This is a genomic window from Empedobacter sp. 225-1, assembly GCF_030328185.1.
In the GTDB taxonomy this organism is placed as follows: Bacteria; Bacteroidota; Bacteroidia; order Flavobacteriales; family Weeksellaceae; genus Empedobacter; species Empedobacter stercoris.
Map to the genome: position 1 here is coordinate 1 of NZ_JACALO010000009.1, position 21,631 is coordinate 21,631.

20 protein-coding genes are annotated in these 21,631 nt (G+C 31.3%); 7 read left to right on the plus strand and 13 right to left on the minus strand.

The window, feature by feature from the left end; translation table 11 throughout:
- Positions 1-117: 117 nt before the first annotated feature.
- The 3 genes from HX088_RS04025 to HX088_RS04035 form a co-directional block, all read right to left on the minus strand.
- Positions 118-1,845 (minus strand): MFS transporter, encoded by a 1,728-nt coding sequence (locus tag HX088_RS04025; RefSeq protein WP_260542903.1) that lies wholly within the window; start codon positions 1,843-1,845, stop codon positions 118-120.
- 171 nt (positions 1,846-2,016) lie between these two features.
- Positions 2,017-2,730, minus strand: coding sequence for a lipoyl(octanoyl) transferase LipB (gene lipB, locus HX088_RS04030; RefSeq protein WP_286483504.1), 714 nt, complete (start codon positions 2,728-2,730; stop codon positions 2,017-2,019).
- A gap of 42 nt (positions 2,731-2,772) precedes the next feature.
- Complete coding sequence (locus HX088_RS04035) at positions 2,773-3,537, minus strand: hypothetical protein (RefSeq protein WP_260542900.1); 765 nt, start codon at positions 3,535-3,537, stop codon at positions 2,773-2,775.
- Between the two features lie 148 nt (positions 3,538-3,685).
- Between HX088_RS04035 and HX088_RS04040 the strand changes: the two genes are divergently transcribed.
- Complete coding sequence (locus tag HX088_RS04040) at positions 3,686-5,854, plus strand: S46 family peptidase (RefSeq protein ID WP_260542899.1); 2,169 nt, start codon at positions 3,686-3,688, stop codon at positions 5,852-5,854.
- A 147-nt stretch (positions 5,855-6,001) separates the two neighbouring features.
- Positions 6,002-7,150 carry an AI-2E family transporter gene (locus tag HX088_RS04045; protein WP_286483505.1) on the plus strand — a complete coding sequence of 383 codons (1,149 nt, stop codon included), beginning with the start codon at positions 6,002-6,004 and terminating at the stop codon, positions 7,148-7,150.
- Positions 7,151-7,262: 112 nt separating this feature from the next.
- On the opposite strand, the gene HX088_RS04050 is transcribed toward HX088_RS04045, so the two are convergent.
- The 4 genes from HX088_RS04050 to HX088_RS04065 all read right to left on the minus strand — a co-directional run bounded on the left by HX088_RS04050 (position 7,263) and on the right by HX088_RS04065 (position 12,366).
- Positions 7,263-7,838, minus strand: a complete 576-nt coding sequence (locus HX088_RS04050; RefSeq protein ID WP_171622145.1) for a phosphatase PAP2 family protein — start codon at positions 7,836-7,838, stop codon at positions 7,263-7,265.
- The gene (locus tag HX088_RS04055) at positions 7,838-8,389 is read right to left on the minus strand and encodes a twin-arginine translocase TatA/TatE family subunit (protein WP_225542498.1); all 552 of its coding nucleotides are present in this window, start codon (positions 8,387-8,389) and stop codon (positions 7,838-7,840) included. Before HX088_RS04055 ends, HX088_RS04050 begins: the two co-directional genes overlap by 1 nt.
- A gap of 91 nt (positions 8,390-8,480) precedes the next feature.
- On the minus strand, positions 8,481-11,396 hold the full coding sequence (gene secD, locus HX088_RS04060; protein WP_260542895.1) for a protein translocase subunit SecD: 2,916 nt from the start codon (positions 11,394-11,396) through the stop codon (positions 8,481-8,483).
- Between the two features lie 121 nt (positions 11,397-11,517).
- Positions 11,518-12,366 carry a DUF6929 family protein gene (locus HX088_RS04065; RefSeq protein WP_286483506.1) on the minus strand — a complete coding sequence of 283 codons (849 nt, stop codon included), beginning with the start codon at positions 12,364-12,366 and terminating at the stop codon, positions 11,518-11,520.
- Between the two features lie 126 nt (positions 12,367-12,492).
- Between HX088_RS04065 and HX088_RS04070 the strand changes: the two genes are divergently transcribed.
- The 5 genes from HX088_RS04070 (at position 12,493) to mnmE (ending at position 17,483) form a co-directional block, all read left to right on the plus strand.
- Positions 12,493-13,716 carry an MDR family MFS transporter gene (locus HX088_RS04070; RefSeq protein ID WP_286483507.1) on the plus strand — a complete coding sequence of 408 codons (1,224 nt, stop codon included), beginning with the start codon at positions 12,493-12,495 and terminating at the stop codon, positions 13,714-13,716.
- 39 nt (positions 13,717-13,755) lie between these two features.
- The gene (locus tag HX088_RS04075) at positions 13,756-14,322 is read left to right on the plus strand and encodes a cob(I)yrinic acid a,c-diamide adenosyltransferase (protein ID WP_286483508.1); all 567 of its coding nucleotides are present in this window, start codon (positions 13,756-13,758) and stop codon (positions 14,320-14,322) included.
- Entirely contained in the window at positions 14,315-14,947 is a 633-nt protein-coding gene (locus HX088_RS04080) for a thiamine diphosphokinase (protein ID WP_286483509.1), read from the plus strand. The genes HX088_RS04075 and HX088_RS04080 overlap by 8 nt, the downstream gene beginning before the upstream one ends.
- 65 nt (positions 14,948-15,012) lie before the next feature.
- Positions 15,013-15,747, plus strand: a complete 735-nt coding sequence (locus HX088_RS04085; RefSeq protein ID WP_171622151.1) for an SIMPL domain-containing protein — start codon at positions 15,013-15,015, stop codon at positions 15,745-15,747.
- Between the two features lie 338 nt (positions 15,748-16,085).
- Positions 16,086-17,483: a tRNA uridine-5-carboxymethylaminomethyl(34) synthesis GTPase MnmE gene (gene mnmE / locus HX088_RS04090; protein ID WP_171622152.1), complete on the plus strand. Its 1,398-nt coding sequence runs from the start codon at positions 16,086-16,088 to the stop codon at positions 17,481-17,483.
- Between the two features lie 73 nt (positions 17,484-17,556).
- Here mnmE and HX088_RS04095 read toward each other — a convergent pair whose 3' ends face one another.
- The 6 genes from HX088_RS04095 to HX088_RS04120 form a co-directional block, all read right to left on the minus strand.
- A complete protein-coding gene (locus HX088_RS04095; protein ID WP_225539210.1) occupies positions 17,557-17,736 on the minus strand; it encodes a hypothetical protein in 180 nt (59 codons plus the stop codon).
- Between the two features lie 100 nt (positions 17,737-17,836).
- The gene (locus HX088_RS04100) at positions 17,837-18,019 is read right to left on the minus strand and encodes a hypothetical protein (protein ID WP_286483510.1); all 183 of its coding nucleotides are present in this window, start codon (positions 18,017-18,019) and stop codon (positions 17,837-17,839) included.
- Positions 18,012-18,239, minus strand: coding sequence for a hypothetical protein (locus HX088_RS04105; RefSeq protein WP_225542522.1), 228 nt, complete (start codon positions 18,237-18,239; stop codon positions 18,012-18,014). Before HX088_RS04105 ends, HX088_RS04100 begins: the two co-directional genes overlap by 8 nt.
- Complete coding sequence (locus HX088_RS04110) at positions 18,226-18,642, minus strand: DUF5675 family protein (protein WP_286483511.1); 417 nt, start codon at positions 18,640-18,642, stop codon at positions 18,226-18,228. Before HX088_RS04110 ends, HX088_RS04105 begins: the two co-directional genes overlap by 14 nt.
- Positions 18,639-19,394, minus strand: coding sequence for a hypothetical protein (locus HX088_RS04115; RefSeq protein WP_225542524.1), 756 nt, complete (start codon positions 19,392-19,394; stop codon positions 18,639-18,641). The genes HX088_RS04110 and HX088_RS04115 overlap by 4 nt, the downstream gene beginning before the upstream one ends.
- Positions 19,395-19,526: 132 nt before the next feature.
- A complete protein-coding gene (locus HX088_RS04120) occupies positions 19,527-21,209 on the minus strand; it encodes a helix-turn-helix domain-containing protein (protein ID WP_286483512.1) in 1,683 nt (560 codons plus the stop codon).
- Positions 21,210-21,631 lie beyond the last annotated feature (422 nt).

Here is a 21,631-nt window from a genome sequence, read left to right on the forward strand (position 1 = left end):
AATGAGCCCGATACAATATCGAACTCATTTTTATAATTATTAATTTTTAATCTGTCCAAACTTTTGGGGGCAGTCTAGCTTTTGCTCGGCTTTTTTTATTTCATAATTTAAACTATTTTAATGACTACCTTCTGATTCTAATTCATCAATATTGATTCCTTGTTTTGTTAAAAATCCTTTTACCATAATTGCGAACAAAATAAGGTAGGCAAAACAAAATAATGGGATAATATACGAATTATGAATTCCAATAATATCAGATAATTTTCCTTGAATTGGCGGGATAATTCCACCTCCTAAAATCATCATTACTAAAAAAGCAGATCCTTGCGCAGTATATTTTCCTAATCCTACAATTGATAAACTGAAAATTGCTGGCCACATAATAGAACATGCTAATCCTCCTGCTAAGAAAGCATAGATAGCTGTCATACCTGTAGAAAATAATCCAATAATCATTGCTACTGCTCCAAATATTGCGAAAATTAATAATGTACGAGCTGGTTTATCTTTTGATAAAAAGAATGCGACAATTTGTAAAGCAATACAGATAATATAATAATACAAATGCGACATATCGAAACCAGCCATTGTATTAACACCAATAATAATTGAATAAGCGATTAATGGAACAATAATTAATAACAATTGTTTTTTTGATTTAGTCAAATTGAAGGCACTAATTGCACCTGCCCAACGACCAATCATCATACTTCCCCAATACATCGTCACGTAAGGTGTAATTTGTGAAGAACTTAGGCTACCAAACTCTTTCAATGTTAATAATTCACCTAAATTAGAACCAATTGCGACCTCTACTCCAACATAAAGAAAAAGGGCTAACATTCCTAAAATTAATTGAGGATATTTCATCGCTCCCCAGCCTTCTGCCTTTTTTGAAGCGCTGAAATAAGCATACAATAATCCTACAACTACGACTGCTAAAGCACCAAATAACCATGACATACGATACATTTCTAATGGTTCTTTGATTGTTGCAATTTCTGCTTTATATTGATTGACTAATTCTACATTTTGATTAGCTTCAATTAATCTGCTTAATTCTTCAATTTTTAAAGCCTCATCACTTTTATAACTCAAAAATACTGGTAAAAACATTACAAACAATAAAATTGTCATTACAATTAATGTTGTTAATGCTTTGTTAGATTTTTCCATTGGTTCGTTATTGATACCATCTGGAACTTTTTTTGAGAAAAAGAAAATTCCTGCTGCAATAACAAACAATAATCCAACACCAATGTATAGATATTCTACTTTTGTAAGTGGTAAACTTTTTATCGCGTCATCCGAAACATGTTCAAAAGTACCAAACAATGCAAAACCAATTACTAACGGACCAATTGTTGTTCCAAAGGAATTGATTCCTCCACCTAAATTTACACGTGAAGTTCCTGTTTTAGGATCTCCCAAAAGAACAGCAAAAGGGTTGGCCGCTGTTTGTTGCAAAGAAAAGCCTAACGCTACAATAAATAACCCCACTAACATTGCTGTATATACATTAATTTGAACCGCAATAATCATTGCGCCAGCTCCTATTGCAGAAAACAAAAGTCCGTAAACAATACTTCTTTTATATCCCCATTGCCCAACAAGATCCTTACCTTTTACAACGCCAAAAATATACAAAAGCAAAGCACCTACATAATACGCAGTATAAAATGCAAAGTCGATTAATTGTGATTGAAATTGATCTAAATTGAAATAATTTTTACAAAAAGGAATAAAAATATTGTTACCTGCGGCAATAAAACCCCAGAAAAAAAAGACGATTATCAGTGTATAGAGCGCTGGATAATTCGTTTTGATTTGGTTATTTTCCATTATTACGTTTCTTTATAAGTGCTAAATTTATAATTATTCTTTAACAAAAAATTAAAAAATAGTCGAAAATGAAAAACATTTAATTGAAGTGTTTATAACAAATTAAAAACCAATAAAAAAGACCGTTTTACAAAAAACGGTCTTTACTATAATTTTTATTCTTAGAAATGTTTATTTATAGGCTACATCAAAAACTTCAGCAAAATGTTTTTTCGTAAACGCTTTTACTTCGTTCATATCTACCTGATGACCGAGCTCTCTTTCTAATGACGCAACGGCTTTATCTTGGATTCCACATGGAACAATATATTCAAAATAACGCATATCTGTATTCACATTAAGAGCAAAACCATGCATCGTAACCCAACGAGAAGCTTTAACTCCCATTGCACAAATTTTGCGCGCATAAGGTCGACCAACGTCTAACCAAACACCTGTTTCTCCTTGAGAACGAACACCTTTTAAACCATATTCTGCAATTGTTTTGATGATTACTTCTTCCAAATTGCGCATATACAAATGAATGTCGGGTTTAAAATTTTCTAAATCCATAATCGGATACCCAACCAATTGTTGCGGTCCATGATACGTAATATCGCCACCACGATTCGTTTTAACAAATGTTGCTTGAATTTCATTTAACTTATCGCTCGACGCCAACATATTTTCTAAATGACCACTTTTCCCAAGTGTATAAACATGCGGATGTTCTACGAAAAGCAAATGATTTTTGGTATTCTTAAAATCAGTTCCTCCCTCCTTTTCTTGTGCTCTGTTGTATTGTTTTGCGGCTATATTTTCGGCTAAAAGACTTTCTTGATAATTCCATATTTCTTGGTAATTTCTGTTCATTCCCAAATCTTGGAACTCGACAATTTGTTTCATTTTACAATGTGTTTCGAAAATCAAATTTACGAAACTATGCGTTTAATAGGTAATTTTGGCTGATTTATTCTTACCCGAAATAATATCATTGAATGTAAAATTTAGTCGAATCGTTTTTTGGTCCAAGGAGAAATTGGCATCTTCAACTGTACTACTTACTATTTTAGTTGGCGCATGAATAATTAATTGATAATTAAACATATTATTATACACCATATTATCTCCCATTCCAGCATCAAAATTCGGCATTAAGCCACTGACTAAAGTCTTAAAATCTTCTTTATTAAATACAATTTCGGTACTGGTTGAATTTATATTCTTCTGATTATTTAAATAATTTGTATTGAATGGATTATCAATCGCTATAAACAAATTGAATAAAAACGTATTCAACTCTTCACTTTCTTTACTGATGACAGTTGATACTGAATTTAACTCGGTTGAATACGTTAATTCATTAAAATCAATATATACTTTATGCTGTTTAAATTTTTCATATAGTAATTTATTTTCCTCAAAATAAGCGATTGCATTACTCCTTTTATCATTCAAAAAATCTTCATCTTCAATCATTATTTTATGCAATGATTCAATTGTTAATCCTTTTTTTAAGTTCTCTACCACCTCTTTTTTTTCATTCAAAAGTGAATTGTAACCACCTTCATCTTGAATATATGATTTTAAATCATTGCCATTTAACGAATAATTATAATCAATTTTTCCATCTTCATAAATAACATATTCTTCTTTTATAGTGCACGATTGCAATCCTAAAGCTATTAAACCAACTAACAGTACTCTTTTCATTTATCTACATTTAATGCTCAAAAATATTAAAAATTAATCCTTAAAAACTCACTATTTACAATGGTTTTAAGAAATCAAGTTGGTTTTATGTAAATTTCTTTATCTTTGAAAATCTAAGAAATCGATACAATAAAATAATCAAATAAAAATGAAGAAACTATTCGTTAAAGGGTCTATTTTAATGGCTTTGTTTGCAAGTTTCAATGCGTTTGCACAACAAGGTGGAGGAATGTGGATTCCGACAGAATTGAATGAAAAGGAAATGAAAGACATGGGATTGAAAATCTCATCAAAAGACATTTTCAGTACTGGAGATAAAAGTATCAATAATGCAGTTGCGCATTTTGGTGGTGGTTGTACATCTGAAGTTATTTCTCCAAATGGTTTATTATTAACTAATCATCACTGTGGTTATGGAGAAATTCAAGCGCATTCATCTTTAGAAAATGATTATTTAACAGATGGTTTTTGGGCTAAAGAGTTGAAAGACGAATTACCAAACGAAGGGTTAACAGCGACTTTTATCATTGATATAAAAGATGTAACTACAGCTATTTTAAAAGGTGTGAATGAAAATATGTCTGAAGAAGAACGTAACAAAATCATCAAAAAAAATAGCGAAGATTTTAATGCAAAAAGCAAAAAAGAATCGTACCAAACAGTTTTCATTAAACCTTTCTATAAAGGAAATAAATACTACCAATTTACAACAGAAACGTTCAAAGACGTACGTTTAGTTGGTGCACCACCGTCGGCAATTGGTAAATATGGAAATGATACCGATAACTGGGTTTGGCCACGTCATACTGGAGATTTTGCTATGTTTAGAATCTATGCGGATAAAAACAATAAACCTGCAGAATATTCAGTAGACAATGTACCTTACAAACCAAAACATCACTTACCAATTAATATTTCGGGAATTAACGAAGGCGATTTCACGTTTGTTTATGGTTTTCCAGGTGTAACGGACGAATATTTACCAGCTTCTTCTATCGAACAAATCAAAGATGTTATCAATCCGGCACGTATTAATGTTCGTACAATTGCATTATCGCACATCGATAAAAAAATGCGAGAAGACAATGCAACTCGTATTGCGTATGCGTCTAAACAAGCACGTATTTCGAATGCACACAAAAAATGGATTGGTGAAGTTTTAGGGCTTAATCGTTCGAAAGCGGTAGAAAAACGTCAACAATACGAACAAGAATTTATGAATCGTATTGCTAAAAATTCGAAATTAAACGCTCAATATGCGAACATTATTTCTGAATTAAATGACGTGAATAAAGCAAATCAAGATTATAATTTAGCGAACATTATGTTCTCTGAGTCGTTTTTCTCAAATTCAGAAACGTTCAGAATGGCTTTAACGTTGAATAATATTTTGAATGCTGTAGGGCAAAAAAATTATGCTGAAACAAAAGCAAAAGCGTTGAATACGGTAGCGTCTATGCACAAGGATTATAATCCAGAATTAGACAAAACAATTTCTTCTGATTTGGCTGATAATTATTTCAAAGTAGTTCCACAAAAATTATTACCGAATACAACTGCAGCAAACATTAAAACTGCTTTAGGAAACTCGGTGATTAACGGAACGAAAAAAATGAATGGACAATCTCTTTTAGGTAATATCAAAGCTTTAGCTGAAAACGATGCTGAATTTATTAAAGCGCTAAAAGAAGATGCATTGATTAGTCAAGTTCGTATTGTTTTAGAATCGAATCAAACAAATGTAACGCCTACCTATTTAGCGAATCAAGATAAGATCAACAAATTGATGCGTACCTATATGAAAGCGCAAATGGATGTATTTACAGATAAAAAAATCTTCCCAGATGCGAATTCTACTTTACGTGTAACATATGGTAAAGTTGATGGTTATCAACCTCGTGATGCGGTTTATTACGAACCTGTAACACACATGGATGGCGTAATGGAAAAATATGTTCCTGGAGATTACGAATATGATTTACCAAAACAAATGGTTAGTTTATATGACAACAAAGACTATGGTAAATATGCTGATAAAGACGGTAAATTAGCTGTAAACTTTATCGCAACCAATCATACAACAGGAGGAAACTCTGGTTCTCCAGCATTAAATGCAAAAGGAGAATTAATCGGATTGAACTTTGACCGTGTTTGGGAAGGAACTATGTCAGATTTAAATTATGATCCAGAAATTTGTCGTAATATTATGGTTGACGCTCGTTATATTTTATGGGTAGTTGACAAATATGCAAATGCACAACGTTTGATTGATGAAATGACTATTATTGAAGAAAATAAAGAGACGAAGAAAAAATAATCATCTTTCATTATATACTGAAAACCACGTTTTTACAACGTGGTTTTTTTAATGAAATAAACTATACAATCAAATATTATCTAACAAAATAAAACTATATTTATAGAATCAATTTTATAATATTGTCAACATAAAATACTTTACATTATGGAAGTCATTAGAAAATGGCCTTTTTATTTAAAACTAACTTGCACATTATTGTCAATCATTTGTTTAACATTTATATCAATAATAGGTAAAGCGATTTTAGTTCCATTAATTTTAGGCTTCTTAATTTCGATATTACTATCGCCTATTTCTACTTTTTTCGAAAGATATTTGTTTCTTCCAAGAGCAATTTCAAGTATCATAACAACTCTATTATTTGCAGCATTTATATTAGGAATTTTCTATTTAATCGCCTTACAAATGGCTGATATAGCGAATGAATGGCCTGTTTTTCAGATGCAGATAATTGAAGCTTTTATCGATTTACAGAAATGGATTCATCACACGTTTGGTATTAATTCGCATGCGCAAATGGAATATTTGACAAAAAATGTAAAAACCACTATCGAGACAAGTACAATTGTCATAGAAAAGGTACTTTCAATCGTGTCGTCAATGACTGTAACCGTTTTATTTACTTTTTTATACATCGTTTTCTTGCTTATTTATCGTGGACATTTGGTTAAATTCCTTTATTACGCTTTCAATTCGAATACGCACGATCAAGTATATAATGTGATTACATCTATTCAAAAAATGGTCAAACAATATTTAATTGGCTTATTCTTACAAATGCTAATAGTTTCAATTTTATCATTTATTTCATTTTCGATTCTTGGGCTCAAATATAAATTTGTATTGGCTATTTTAACAGGAGTACTTAACGTTGTTCCGTATGTTGGGATTATTATTTCATTAATCGTAACGCTTATCATCACCTTCGCAACAATGTCTACCTCAAAATTATTTTTTGTATTAATTGCTTTCATTGCAATTCACGCAATTGACGGAAATGTTGTGATGCCAAAAATTGTCGGATCTAAAGTAAAAATAAATTCACTAATTGTCATTATTGGTTTGGTTATTGGCGAAATGACTTGGGGAATTATGGGAATGTTGTTATCTATACCAATCCTTGCGTTGATGAAAATTGTTTTTGATAATGTGACCGAACTAAAACCTTGGGGCTATCTTTTGGGTGATGAAAATTCTACTGAAATTGATGAAGATTTGAATTCATTCTTAGCAAAAAAGAAAGCTCTTCGTTTGAAGAAAAAGCCTAAGAAACTGGACGAAACAATCGAATAGTTTTATTTCTATTTTACATAATTGTATAAATAACTTAATTAAGTTTACTAAAAAAGTCTATAACAAATTGTTATAGACTTTTTTGATATGTATTGATTTAGTCAATTTTATTTTAGATATTCTGCAAATATTTTTTTTCCAAGAAATAATATATTTTTAGGAATATGATAGAGAAAAATACACCGATTAAGGTTCCGAAAAATATATCACCTGTAAAATGTACACCAACATATACTCTACTGTAAGCAACCATTAATGCCCAAACAATTAAAACATACAATAACCATTTGTAATAGCGTCTTAAAATAATTCCCATAAAAATAGCAATCGCCATGTGATTAGAAGCATGAGCAGATGTAAAACCAAAACGACCTCTCCCCTCACAATCTATTGGACGGAATAAGCCTTGAATAGATTCTGTATAACATGGTCTATAACGTTGGAAAGAATTTTTTAGGATATTGGTAAATTGATCAGCACACGTTATCATTAACGCAACACAAATTCCGGCTAATAATGTCTTTTTCCATCCAAGTTTAATGTACAACAAAACAAGAAATATGACATAAAGCGGAATCCACGTTTTTTTATTGGTAACCAATAACCAAAACCAATCCCAACTTTCTGTACCTAAATTATTGAAATACAAAAATATTTGTACGTCCCAATCAAAAAAATCTTGTATCATTATCTACTTACTGATCCACCTAATCCTAATGCTTCATCGACAGTTTTTGGTTCCTTGATAATCGTAGGTTCTTCAACAACTGGTTCTACAGGTTCTTCTGCAATTGGTTCAGTTGAAGTTGGAGTTTCTATATCTTGAACTGGATCTACTGGCTTCATTGTTGGTGAATCTGTATCTCTCAAAGCTGTTTCGACAGTATTCTCTTGATGAATGGCATTGTGTAATTCATCAACTGGATTACTTACCTCTTCAAACGATTTTTGGAAATCTTCCATTGGATTAATTTTTTGAAAAGTTTCTTTCACTTCATTCAATGGATTTAATTCATTAATTGTATTTTGAATGTCCTTTGTTGGATCTACTTCCTGAACAGGATTCATAATTTCTTGTTTGATATCTTCTGAAGCTTCTTTCAGTTTTCGTACTGCAGCTCCCAAACCACGTGCAATTTCCGGAATTTTATCTGGTCCAAAAATTACCACGGCAACTACCATAATAATCACGACTTCTTGAAAGTCTAAAAACGCTGGGTATATTACTAAACTATTCACGAAACAAATGTATAAAATCTAAATGGAGTAAAAGAAAAAAAGCCATCAAATTTCTCTGATGGCTTTCTTAAAATTTATTTAAAATTGAATCTTATTTATTCATTTGACCTTTTTTCGTAAAGTCGTACAATAAAGGAGATGCAACGAAAATAGATGAGAAAGTACCAATTACGATACCGATCAATTTCGCAAACATAAATCCTTTGATTGATTCTCCACCAAATGCAAAGATGATTAATACGATTAAGAACGTTGATAAAGACGTATTGATTGTACGAGATAATGTTTCTGATGTAGAAATATTAATAATATTATACAATTTATGGTTTTTCTCAACTGTTAAGTTTTCACGAATACGATCCAAGATAATAATCGAGTCATTCATCGAATAACCAATTACTGTCAAAATCGCAGCAATAAAGGCTTGGTCAATCTCCATATTGAATGGTAAAACACCTTTAAATAAAGAGAAAACACCTAATACAATAATTACGTCATGCGCCAAAGCAATGATAGTTGATAATGAGAATTGCCAACGTTTGAACATGATGATTAAGTAGAAGAAAATTGCTACTAATGCTAAAGAAACTGCAATAAATGAAGCTCTTGTCGTATCATCAGCAATTGTAGGACCTACTTTTGCAGAAGACATTAAACCTATTGTCGCATTATCTTCTGAGAAATCTTTCTCAGACATATTTGCTGGTAAATAAGATTTAAGCCCTGTATATAATTTATCTTTTATTTCGTCATCTACATTAGTTCCATCCTCATCTGCTTTGTATGCAGTTGTAATCTTTACTTGATTTTGACCACCATATGTTTTTACTTGAGGTTGCATTTTTTCTCCGTCCAAAACAAAGACATCACCTAAACTTTCAGAAATTTGCTGAGGATCTACATGTTTATCAAAACGAACTGTATATGTACGTCCACCTTGGAATTCGATACCCATATCAAATCCTTTTGTGAAAATAGAAATCAATGCTACAGTAGTTAAAACAGCTGAAATCGCATACGAAATCTTTCTTGTTTTTAATAAGTCAACTTTGATATTTTGTAACCAATGCGCTGTAAAAGATGTATAGAAAGGAACTGATTTTCCTTTTGCTAAACGACCTTCTACAAAATAACGTGTAATAAAAATCGCTGTAAATGTAGAAGTAAAAATACCAATCATAAACGTTGTTGCGAAACCTACAACTGGACCTTTACCAAAGAAGAATAAAATTAAAGCTGTGATAAATGATGTTGAATTCGCATCAATAATTGCAGAGAAAGCACCTTTCCAAGAGTAAGCAAAATCTACTGCTTGTCGTAATGATTTTCCTTTTCTTAATTCTTCTTTTACACGTTCGTAAATTAAGATATTTGCGTCCATTCCTGTTACCAACGTCAAGATAATCCCGGCGATACCTGGTAAAGATAAAGTAGCTTTTAATGAAACTAAGAATCCTAATAAGAATAATAAGTTAACGATTAATGCTATGTTCGCATAGATACCTGCACGGCTGTAGTAGAACAACATCCAGATTAATACCAATGTAAACGCACAACCAAATGCAATCAAAGAACTGTTAATTGCTTCTTGTCCTAATGAAGGTCCTACAACCTCCGCTGAAACAATTTTAGATGAAGCTGGTAAAGAACCTGCTTGTAAAATATTTGCTAAATCTTTTGCTTCTTCTAACGTAAAGTTACCCGAAATTTGAGAGTTACCTCCTGTAATTTGGTTTTTAATATTCGGTGCAGAATACACCATATTATCTAACACAATTGCAACACCTTGTCCGTCACGATCAATTGCAGAAGGTTTTAATTCGTCCGTAATACGTGCCCATTCTTGTGCGCCTACTGGATTCATTTGCATCGAAACTACTGGTTCATTTGTAATAGAGCCTGGGTTACGATCTGCAGAAGCTGAAACTACTTTATCACCTTCAATTAATGGCTCTTGAGAACCATTTTTCCCTTTTAAAACATAAAATTCTAATAATTTAGGCGCTGATTTATCATTAGCTTGATTTCCTAAATTCATTGGCTTATTCGCCCAAGAATATTTATATCCTCTGATGTTTGCTGGTAAACCAGGCACAAAACTTTTGTCTTGTAACACACGATTAACAACAGCGGTATCTTTAACATTTACAACAAAACTCGCATTAGAACCTGTTGGTTGCATAACTTCAGCTAACGATTTAATCGTTTGTCCTTTGTCATTTTTTACATTGTACTTTTCTGTATTTACACCAGAAAAATATTGTAAAACTGTTGGATCTTGACGAACAACCTGCCAAAACTCTAATTTTGCTGTAGATTGTAATAATTTTTTTACACGGTCAGTATCAGAAACACCTGGTAATTCTACCAAGATACGTCCATCACCTTTATCTCCTAATCGTTGAACAACTGGTTCTACAACTCCAAATTGGTCGATACGAGACTTAATTACATCATATGCAGTGGCAACTTTAGCTTCGATATCTTTACGAATCACCTCTTTTACCTGATCGTCAGAAGCGTTATAAGCAATTTTATCTGCATTGTTTTTGTTACCAAACAAATCCGCAGCTGCATATTTTGTTCCTCCTTTTATTTTATCAAACTCTTGAAAAAATAATTCTACATAAGGTACGTTACCGTTTGTTTTTTGGGCTTTATCAGTAGCGTCCAAAGCTGCTGCCAACATTGGATTTTGACTTTTCGCTGATAAATTTAGTAATAAATCTCTTTCAGAAACTTGTAAAATTACGTTAATACCACCTTTCAAATCTAATCCTAAATTGATTTCATTGTTTTTGGCATACTCGTAATCGTACTTGATAATTCCTAAATCAAGAGGATGCTGAGCCAAGCTATCTAAAATTCTTGGTTCGTCTTCTGGCTTACTCGCCAAACGCGCAGCCTCATTCTCTACTTTAGTGGTGTACCAAGTATAACTTAGTTGTCTGATACACAAGAGACTTAAAATGATTGCAAATGCTGCAATGAGCCATCTTCCTCGCATAATGTTTAATTGATAAATAAATTTTGACGGACAAATATAATAGTCTTGAAAATACTTTCACAATTTTTTAAGAATAAATCGAAAATCAATGTCCGTATTTTGATCATCGTTATTCTAAAATTTAAAGTTCTTTTTGATATTTGTAGATATAAATCGATGCATTTTTCGAATCATCATCATTATCTTCGCACAAATACAAGGTATAGTTTTTTCGAGATTCTTTGTATAACGCTAATCCTTCGATTTTCTTATCGTCTGATATTTTTTGCCAACGTATAACCTCCATAATCGCTAAATCCAACTCGCCAATAATAGAGCCTTTTATTTCTCCATTAAACTGAGTTGTACTTTTAGATTCTACCGTTGCCGTAAACAATATTTTACCATCAACCATAATCGCATCAGAAAAAGTTGTGATTTCGTTATTTAATTTTGGTAATGTTATTGGGTAATAATCAATTGGTTTATTTTTCAAATCATTTAAAGCACCTCCCACTCTATAAATTCCATTTGCAGCAGCAGGTCCATTTCCTCTGTTAAAAAAATAAGTACAATGTCCATCTGTAATGATACCTTCGATATTAAAATCTTTTTTAGATAATTTCGAAACACTTAAAAACTTTTCAAAAAGATGACGATACGTTTCATTTTCTACTTGCTTCGTTTTAAGATTATATGAAATCAAATCGAAACGATTTTCTTTTGATCCTGAACCTAAAATATATAAATGATCTTTGTATTTCGTAATTGCTTCAAAATCTGGTTTATCTTTTTTATGGTTTCCTTCAGACTTTACTTCAGGATTCAAATTTATTTTTTCAACTTCTTTTTTCTTCTTATCGTAGACAAATAAATGTGGATTATCATCAGAAATAGTATAAACATAGCGTTTATCTACAACCAATCCAGAGGCAGCTCCAAGCCCATTGATTACAATTAAGATCTTTAGAATGAAGTGATAAAATAGCATAGTGATGAGTTTATTTTCTTAGTGGTCTCAAAAGTAATCAAAGAATATCAGAAAGCTTGATAAATAAACGAATTTTTGCGAAAAAAGAACTTAACTTTGTACTACTTTTTTAAAGAAAATGAGGAGATGAAAAAAATTCTGAAAATTTACATTGACGCTTATAGTGGATTATCGAAGGAATCTTGGATGTTAGCCATCGTCATGTTGTTAAATCGGATGGGTTCGATGGTTTTACCTTTTTTAGGAATTTATTTGATTTCTGAACTTGATTTTAGTTTAGAACAATCTGGAATTGTTTTAAGTTGTTATGGAATTGGAGCAGTTTTAGGTTCATGGCTTGGCGGATGGATTACTGATAAAATTGGTAACTTCAAAGTACAAGCTTTAAGTTTATTTTTGAGTGCGCCCTTATTTTTAATCTTGCCTTATTTTTCAACGGTCTTATCGTTTTCAATCATCATGCTTATTTTAAGTACAATAAGCGAAATGTTTCGTCCAGCTAACTCGGTTGCCATTACACGTTATGCTAAAAAACAAAACATTACCCGTGCATTTTCTTTAAACCGTATGGCAATTAATTTAGGCTTTTCTATTGGACCATCGATGGGCGGATTCTTATCCAATTATTCGTACGATTTGCTTTTCTATTGTAATGCAGGTGCAGCACTTATCGCAGGAATTGTATTCGTTTCTTTTTTCTATGGTAGAAAAGAACGAAACACAGTAGAAGATGAAGCAAAGGAAATTGAACAACAAGAAGTAAAAGAACGTAATGCATACACCGACATGCCTTTTATTTTATTCAATATTATATGTTTATTATTTTCGGTTGCATTTTTCCAAATTCTAAATACACTTCCGCTCTTCTATAAAGATGTTGTTCAAATGACGCAATCAGAAATTGGACTATTAATGGGATTCAGTGGAATTATCATTGTGGTTTTTGAAATGTTATTGATCCATTATACCGAAAAAAAATACACCATTACTAAACTCTTGGTATTTGGTTCTTTTATAACCGCAATTAGTTATTCTATTTTCAGTTTCAATCATACCATCGGTATGTTATATGTAGCCATTTTTATGATGTCTATTGGTGAAATGTTGGTTTTACCCTTAATGTCTACCGTTACGGCTTTCCGAGCTCAAAGAAATAATCGTGGTGCTTATATGGGCTTAAATGGAATGTCGAATGCAGCTGCATTTATAATCTCTCCATTCCTAGGAACGCATATTGCAACATCGTACGGATTTGATGTTTTATGGATTTTAACTTCAGTTGTATTGATTGTTGTTGCAGTTGGGTATCACTTTTTAACAAAACCTCTTTTACCTAAAAATTTGCAATAAAATGTTTATCTTCGATAATTATTAGTTAGTTGAAATCACATGAAAGTATATACAAAAACAGGAGACAAAGGAACAACAGGTTTATATGGTGGAACTCGTGTCTCAAAAAATAGTTTAAAAATTGATTCATACGGAACAGTTGATGAATTAAATTCTTATTTAGGGTTAATCCGTTCTTATGAAATCGATCCTGCATTGGAGGAAGAAATTATAATTATCCAAAAAGATTTATTCAATCTTGGTGCAGAATTAGCTACACCAGTCGATAAATTATATTTAGCAAATGGTAAACCTCGTATTCCGAAAACTATTTCCGAAGAAGATATTCTACAATTAGAAGAATGGATTGATGATTTGGAAGGACAATTAGAACAATTGACACATTTTATTCTTCCAGGTGGAAACCAAGCTGCATCACACGCACATGTGGCACGTTGCATTTGTCGTCGCGCAGAACGTTTAACAGTTGGATTAGCTGAAGTAGAAGATATTCGTTCTGAATTACAAAAATATTTAAATCGACTTTCTGATTATCTATTTGTATTAGGTCGTAAAATTGCCGCAGACAATAATCACGAAGAAGTAAAATGGATTCCAGGTGAATAACAAAGCACTTTTATTTCTGAATGGTGAAATTCCAACCATTTTTCCAACTGCTACAGATTATGATCTTATTTTTTGTACAGATGGAGCTTTTCATTATTTACAGCAATTAAATATAACGCCCGATGTTATTTCGGGCGATTTTGATTCAACACAGCACAATGATTTTCCTGCTGGAATTGAGGTTATATCGACACCAGAACAAAACGACACCGATTTTGCAAAAGCATTGCAAATCATTATTGATAAAGGATTTGAACATGTTGATGTTTTTGGTGCAAGTGGTCGACAACAAGACCATTTTATCGGAAATTTAAATGCTGCTTTTCGTTTTAAAAATCAAATCAATATTTTATTTTACGATAATTATAGCCATTATTTTTTCGCAGAAAAAGAAACAAAATTAGAAGGTTATTTTGGAAGAACAATTTCACTTCTACCCTTTCCTGAATGTAAAAATATAGTCACAAAAGGTTTAGAATATCCATTAAACAACGAAGATTTAAACTTACTTTCTCGTATTGGAACGCGCAATAAAGCTACAGAAGATTTAGTGACTATTGATTATTCTGAAGGAAATTTAATCATTTTTATTATCAATCAAGATTTTCCTATTTTATTGGCATAACTTCACTATTAGTAGTGAATAATCGTTTTTTATTTTTTCGTATATTTACTGAAAACCATATTATTATGAATAAATTTTCAGTTATTGTCGCTTCTATTTTAGCCGTCGGATTAATTGCCGCAGCTTGTATTTTAGGAAATGCCTATAAATATAAATTCAAAACAACAGAATCCATTAATGTGACAGGAAATGCATTGAAAAACTTTGATGCTGATTTAGTCAAATGGCGAGCTACTTTTAGTCGAAAAGATTTTGATTTGAAAGTTGCTTCGGATCAATTAAAAACTGATCAGGTCATTGTAAAAAACTTTCTCATTTCGCAAGGAATCAAACCAAATGAAATTGTATTTGAAGCGGTGAATATCACAAAAGATTTTCAATATGGAAGCGATTCTAATGGTAATTCTTTCAGTCAATTTACAGGCTACAATTTATCGCAAGACGCCACAATTGAGTCAAAAGAATTGGATAAAATTGAAAAAGCTTCGCGCGAAATCTCAAATTTAATTAGTCAAGGAATTGAATTAAGTTCTTCGAGTCCTAATTATTATTACTCAAAATTAGAAGATTTGAAATTAGAATTAATTGCACAGGCTTCTGAAAATGCGAAACAACGAGCAGAAAATATTGCTACAAAATCTGGATCGAGTTTAGGAAAATTAAAACAAGCCGATTTAGGAATTTTCCAGATTACAGGAAAAAATGACAATGAAGAATATTCGGCAGGTGGATCGTTTAATACAATTTCTCGACAAAAAACAGCTCAGATCACAGTGAGAGCGAGCTACAATTCGAAATAAAAAAAATCAGCAGTAATAGTTATTACTGCTGATTTTATAAGATATTTTCACTAAATCATTTATTGATTAAGTAATAATTGTAAATATTAGTTCCAAAAATTCAATTATTTCTAATTGAATTTTCAGAAGGTAAGGGCATTCAAATTTAATCATTTGAAAGAAATATCATAAGAAGATATTAACATAAATAAATGTTAACACCTTTAAAAACACTCTAATATATTGTTTTTTTTATAACGTTAACACTTATTTAAAATGATTTAAAAATCATATTTTAACTTTTTATTAAGATTTGTCAAATAATTTCATCTCTCCCAATAAAATTGTAAATTTGCAATATGCTAAACAACGATACAATTTGTGCATTGGCAACAGCCAATGGAATGGGCGCTATAGCGGTTATTCGTATTTCTGGACCAGAAGCAATTTCTAAAGTTGCTCAGATTTATCAATCAAAATTTAATGCTACTAAATCTTTGAATGAAGCTTCTTCTCATACTATACATTTGGGTTATGTGATGGACGGCGATACCATTGTTGATGAAGCGCTATTTTCTATTTTCAAAAATCCGCATTCTTATACAGGTGAAGATGTTGTCGAAATTTCGACACATGGCTCAATTTATATCCAACAAAAAGTATTAGAACTATTAAATAAAATTGGCATTCGTAATGCCAATCCAGGAGAATATACATTCCGCGCTTTTTGGAACGGCAAAATGGATTTAACACAAGCAGAAGCTGTGGCCGATTTGATTGCTTCGGACTCGAAAGCATCACACGAAATTGCAATCAAACAAATGCGTGGTGGTTTCTCGAATCAAATCAAAGATTTGAGAGAACAGATGATCAACTTTGCTGCTTTGATGGAATTGGAGTTGGATTTTTCTGAAGAAGACGTCGAATTTGCAGATCGATCGCAATTTTATAATTTATTAAACCAATTACAATCGATTCTTAAACGTTTAGCTGATTCTTTTGCATTTGGAAATGTGATTAAAAATGGAGTTCCTGTTGCTATTGTCGGAGCACCCAATGCAGGTAAATCTACTTTGTTGAATGCTTTATTAAACGAAGAACGTGCCATTGTTTCGGACATTGAAGGAACAACACGAGATACAATCGAGGAAACTATTTATATTGACGGTGTTGGATTTCGTTTCATTGATACCGCAGGGATTCGTGAAGCTGGTGACAGTATCGAACGTATTGGAATAGAAAAAACATTTGAAAAAATTGACAATGCAACAATTATCATTTATTTGTATGACGCGAATATTACAGCAGATAACCAAATTGCCAATCAATTAGATGATTTGCAACGACGTGGTAAAATTTTGTTTAATGTAGCGAATAAAATAGATGTAAACAATAACGAATCATCCATTTCTGATGCTATCAAACAGGAGTTTAAAGATGTTGTACATTTAGAAATTTCGGCAAAAGACCACTACAATATCGAGGCTTTAAAAGAAAATTTGATCCATCAAATCAAATTAAAAGGAAGCAATCAAGACGACACGATTGTAACCAATTCGCGTCACTTAGAAGCACTGCAAAATACACTTTCACAAATCGGAAAAATAAAACAAGGTATGGACATGGGACTTCCTGGCGATTTATTAGCCATGGATATTCGTGAAGCCTTAACTTATTTAGGTCATATTACAGGAGAAATAGATGTTGACCAAGATATTCTTGGGACGATATTTGGCAAGTTTTGCATTGGCAAATAATACTTATTAGAAATTATATAATATAGAAAAAGGTTTTCAATTTTTAATTGAGAACCTTTTTCTTTTTTTGGTTTTACGATTTCATCTTAAAAGCAATCAAAAATTCGTCAAATGTAAGGAAGTCACTTTTTTCTTTTCCGATTAACTGCTTGGCTCTATTGAGTAAGCGTAGACTTTGCCTATACCCCTTTCCCGTAATAATTGATACATCTTTTGGATAAATCACCATTCTTTGTAATTCGTTATTTTTCATTTCTGTAATAATTAGTATTACCTCAATGAAACTTAAATGAATGTTGTTAAAATTTACATTAATAAATTAAGATTACCAAATCTTATTTCTAATCATACACTTAATCTTCGTCGAAGGGGTTGTTTTTCTTATGCAATAAATATGATGTTCCATAACTGCAAATTGCACCAACTATTCCCATACAAATCGTATAAACAAGTTGTTCCCATTGAATGGTCGCTACCAAACTTGTCACAGTTCCTCCTATTGTCCCAACAATTAGCGATGTATTACTATTATTCATCATCATTACTATAGTTTTTGTCGTTTACTGTTAATTGACTCACTGCTGATAAAACACCACCAGCAACTGTTAGGTAACCACCTATTGTTATAATTGTTGTTGGTAATGCAATAGGTGCAGCTATTAATACACCTCCAATTGCAGCTAAGGTTAATCCAACATTTCGTATTCGTTGGAACAATTTAGGTGTAGGTGCTGTAAAACGATTAAGAATTGTCATATTCTTTATTTTTAATCTTTACATTTACTTTTTGATTACGATCAAGTTTATCATTTACTAAAGCTTTAAGTTTTGTAAATGCTTTTCTTGATAACTCTCCTCTCCCTTCACCTGTTAATTTTGTTACAGGAGCAATACATCCCTTCAATTCTGTTTTTGCATTATTGGCAGGATGAATTAAGATCAATGAACGATTGGGTACATTTGCAATCAGAAAATGTTGACCAAATTTTGGTGAGCTTCTCTTTTGGATTGCATAATATCCTTCTGGAATACATGAATTGCGTGGTTCGTTCTCTTTCCATGGTAACTCGATAGTATAACAAATAAACTTATCGTTGAGGAATAAGCTACCATTTGTACCATTTGGATAATACGTTCGTTTTACTACAATTGTCGTCATGGTAAATTGATTTCGATTAAATGTGCCGCATTAAAACTTCCATTTTTCAATGGATACAAAACGGTATTCACCTCTTGATAGAATTCGATTCCAATTGCTAAAGCGATTGTATGCTCTGAATTTGGAGAAAGATTGTTTAACAATTCTACATCGTTCACCTCTACTTCATCGTATGGGTAATAGTTTGTATACGATGTTTTTGTAATGTATTCGTTTTTCTCAAAATCAATTTCTGTAGAAGCTGCTACAAAACGGTAATTGGTTGCTCCTTGTGGTGCTATTATCACATCTAAGGGTTTGTATGCTTCTAATGTAAATTTTGTTTCACCAGAAATACGCTCTATTTCTACTTGTACCGGAATTAAGACTGTTTTTAACCATGATGCCCCTGCATTAAAATCAAATCCTTTCATCAATAATTGATTTCCTTTGTGTACATTTCTTTGTCCACGAGCATTTGTAGTATCTTCTTTTAGGATACCATGCATTACTTTTGTGAGACGACTGGATAATCTGCTGTCTTTTGCATTTTTTATGATCGCATTGAATGCGTTTCGTAATGTTTTACCAGCAGTACCTGCATTCTTAAATTCTTGCATATTTTCTCTGGTACGCTGAAAACGCGGATCACTCATTATGGTATTACGGTCTATAGAACTTTTTTCTCTCACCATATAACCATCTTTTGATTTGTAGAAGTTTAAATCTCCGATTGAACCTCTAAGTTTTAAAAAGCCTTTTTGCTTTGCCATTTTTTTAAATTTTAAATTAAACATTGATCTCCATTGCGCAATGGTTTTGTAAAGTTGCAACAGCAATATGTTTAAAGCAATAGCTAAGTCTTTTTTAGCACCTGTATGTCAATAAATTACATTAATAAACCATTATATACTCTCGTTATTTTTTTGTTTTTGAATTTTTATAAAATCTAAAGGTCGTAAACCTGTTTCACTGTAAAATACATTTGAAAATTGTCTTGGATTCATATAACCTACTATTTCTCCTAATGCCCCTACACTATAATTAAGGTATTGTGGCTGTTCTTGCAATAAATCAGTAATAAATTTTATTCTCAACCGATTGATGTACGATGAAAAATTAATTCCTTTGTACTGATTGACATATTTTGATAAATAAGTGGTATTCGTTGAAAAAGATTTTGCTAAACTTACCACTGTTATATTAGGGTTTAAAAATTCTTTATTTTGTTCAAATTCTTCAAATTTTAACAATAAACTTTCAAATGCCTCTTTGTTCAATTCATCTTCATTTTTAATCGATGGTTTCCGTTCTTTGTAACTTGATTGAGCAGATTCTTCAATAAACAGATTGTATTTTTCGATTAAATGTTTATTTTTATTTCTCGTTTTTACAATTCCTACGATCAATACTATAATTCCAGTAAAAGACGTAGCTAATACGTAATATAATTTTTGAGACTTATTCAATATTTTTTCCTTTAATTTAAGTAATTGCACTGTGTCGTATTCTTTGTACACAACTTGTATCATTTCTGCATCTAACTTATAATTTAACTCATCCATTTTTAGTAATTGATTGACTATATATAGCTGCCTACTGGTATCAGAAGCTGCTAATGCCTCACCTAAAATGTTTTCGTATATCGGTCTGTATTTAATATCTAAGAAGTTGAATTCATTGAAAATACTATCTATTTTGTTAAAATATAATATTTTATGTTGTTGATTATTCAATTTATCAAATCCCTTTGCTTTGTAGTAATAGATTTTGGTTAGTGTATTAAAATCATTCGTTTTTATTAAAATATCTTCTTTAGTCGATAATATATGAATAGCCGTCTCAAATTGATCATTTAAAAACTCATCAATTGCTTTATTTATCGTAAAGTATCTGTAGAAAAATTCGTTGTTTTCAATTTTGCTTTTATTTAATCCTAATTGATTAAATTCTTTCGCTTTTGCTTTGTTACCAACTTCTTGATGGAGACATGCTAATTGATATATTGTATTTAATAAATAGGCTTGGTAATCTTTGTTCTCTGGTTTTGTTTTAAAAAAGGTTTTACATTTAAGTAACAATTCTTCTGCTTGGTTATATTGATGTAATTTTATTTTTATCATCGCCATGTTAAACGTTACTTTATGTAATAAATACTGGTCTTTTGAATATTTTAACTCCTGATCAGCATTTAAGTAATTTTGCAACGCGTCTCTATAATATTTTGCTTTGTTATAGGCTAATCCTTTTGATAATAAAGCTGATGCAACTAATTCTTTGTTTTTTAATTTTCGTGCAGTAATTATTGCACTATCTGCATATTCTAATTGAATATTTAATTCCTTTGAAAAAAATATTCCTTCTTTATAGGCGTAAAACAAATTTAGCTTATCCTTTTCTTTTTTAGCATTTCTTATATACGCTTGCACATATAGCATCGCATTTGGATGATTTTTTTCTTGTATTAATGCATCCAATCTTTCGATTAAATAAGTATTATCTTTTGAGGCTAAAGAATCAATTTGATGACCCTTTGATATAAATGGTAGTAGTAAGAGTATGCATGTGTAAATTACAACTCTTTTCATGATATAGATCTATTGATTACTACTAAAATACTTTATTTTAAATATTAAATCGTTTATTAAGTACTTAATCGTTTAAAAGTGTATAATTTATAAATTATACATTCTTTTTATAAAATATACCTGTTGTAATCTTTATTGTTCTATGAATTTCTTTAGTTTTGAGTGTCTTTGAGTATATAAGTCTAATCGATTACTTCAAAGAAACTTAAATGATGAATAAAAAAGAGAAGTAAAACTTCTCTTTTTTATTACCTCAACTTTATTGCCACTCTACTGCCACTATGTTGCCTTCATCTTGCCTTCATCTTGCCTTGATGTTGGGAGTATGTGGTAATGTGGTAATGCGGTAATGTGGTAATGTGGTAATGTGGTAATGTGGTAATGTGGTAATGTGGTAATGTGGTAATGTGGTAATGTGGTAA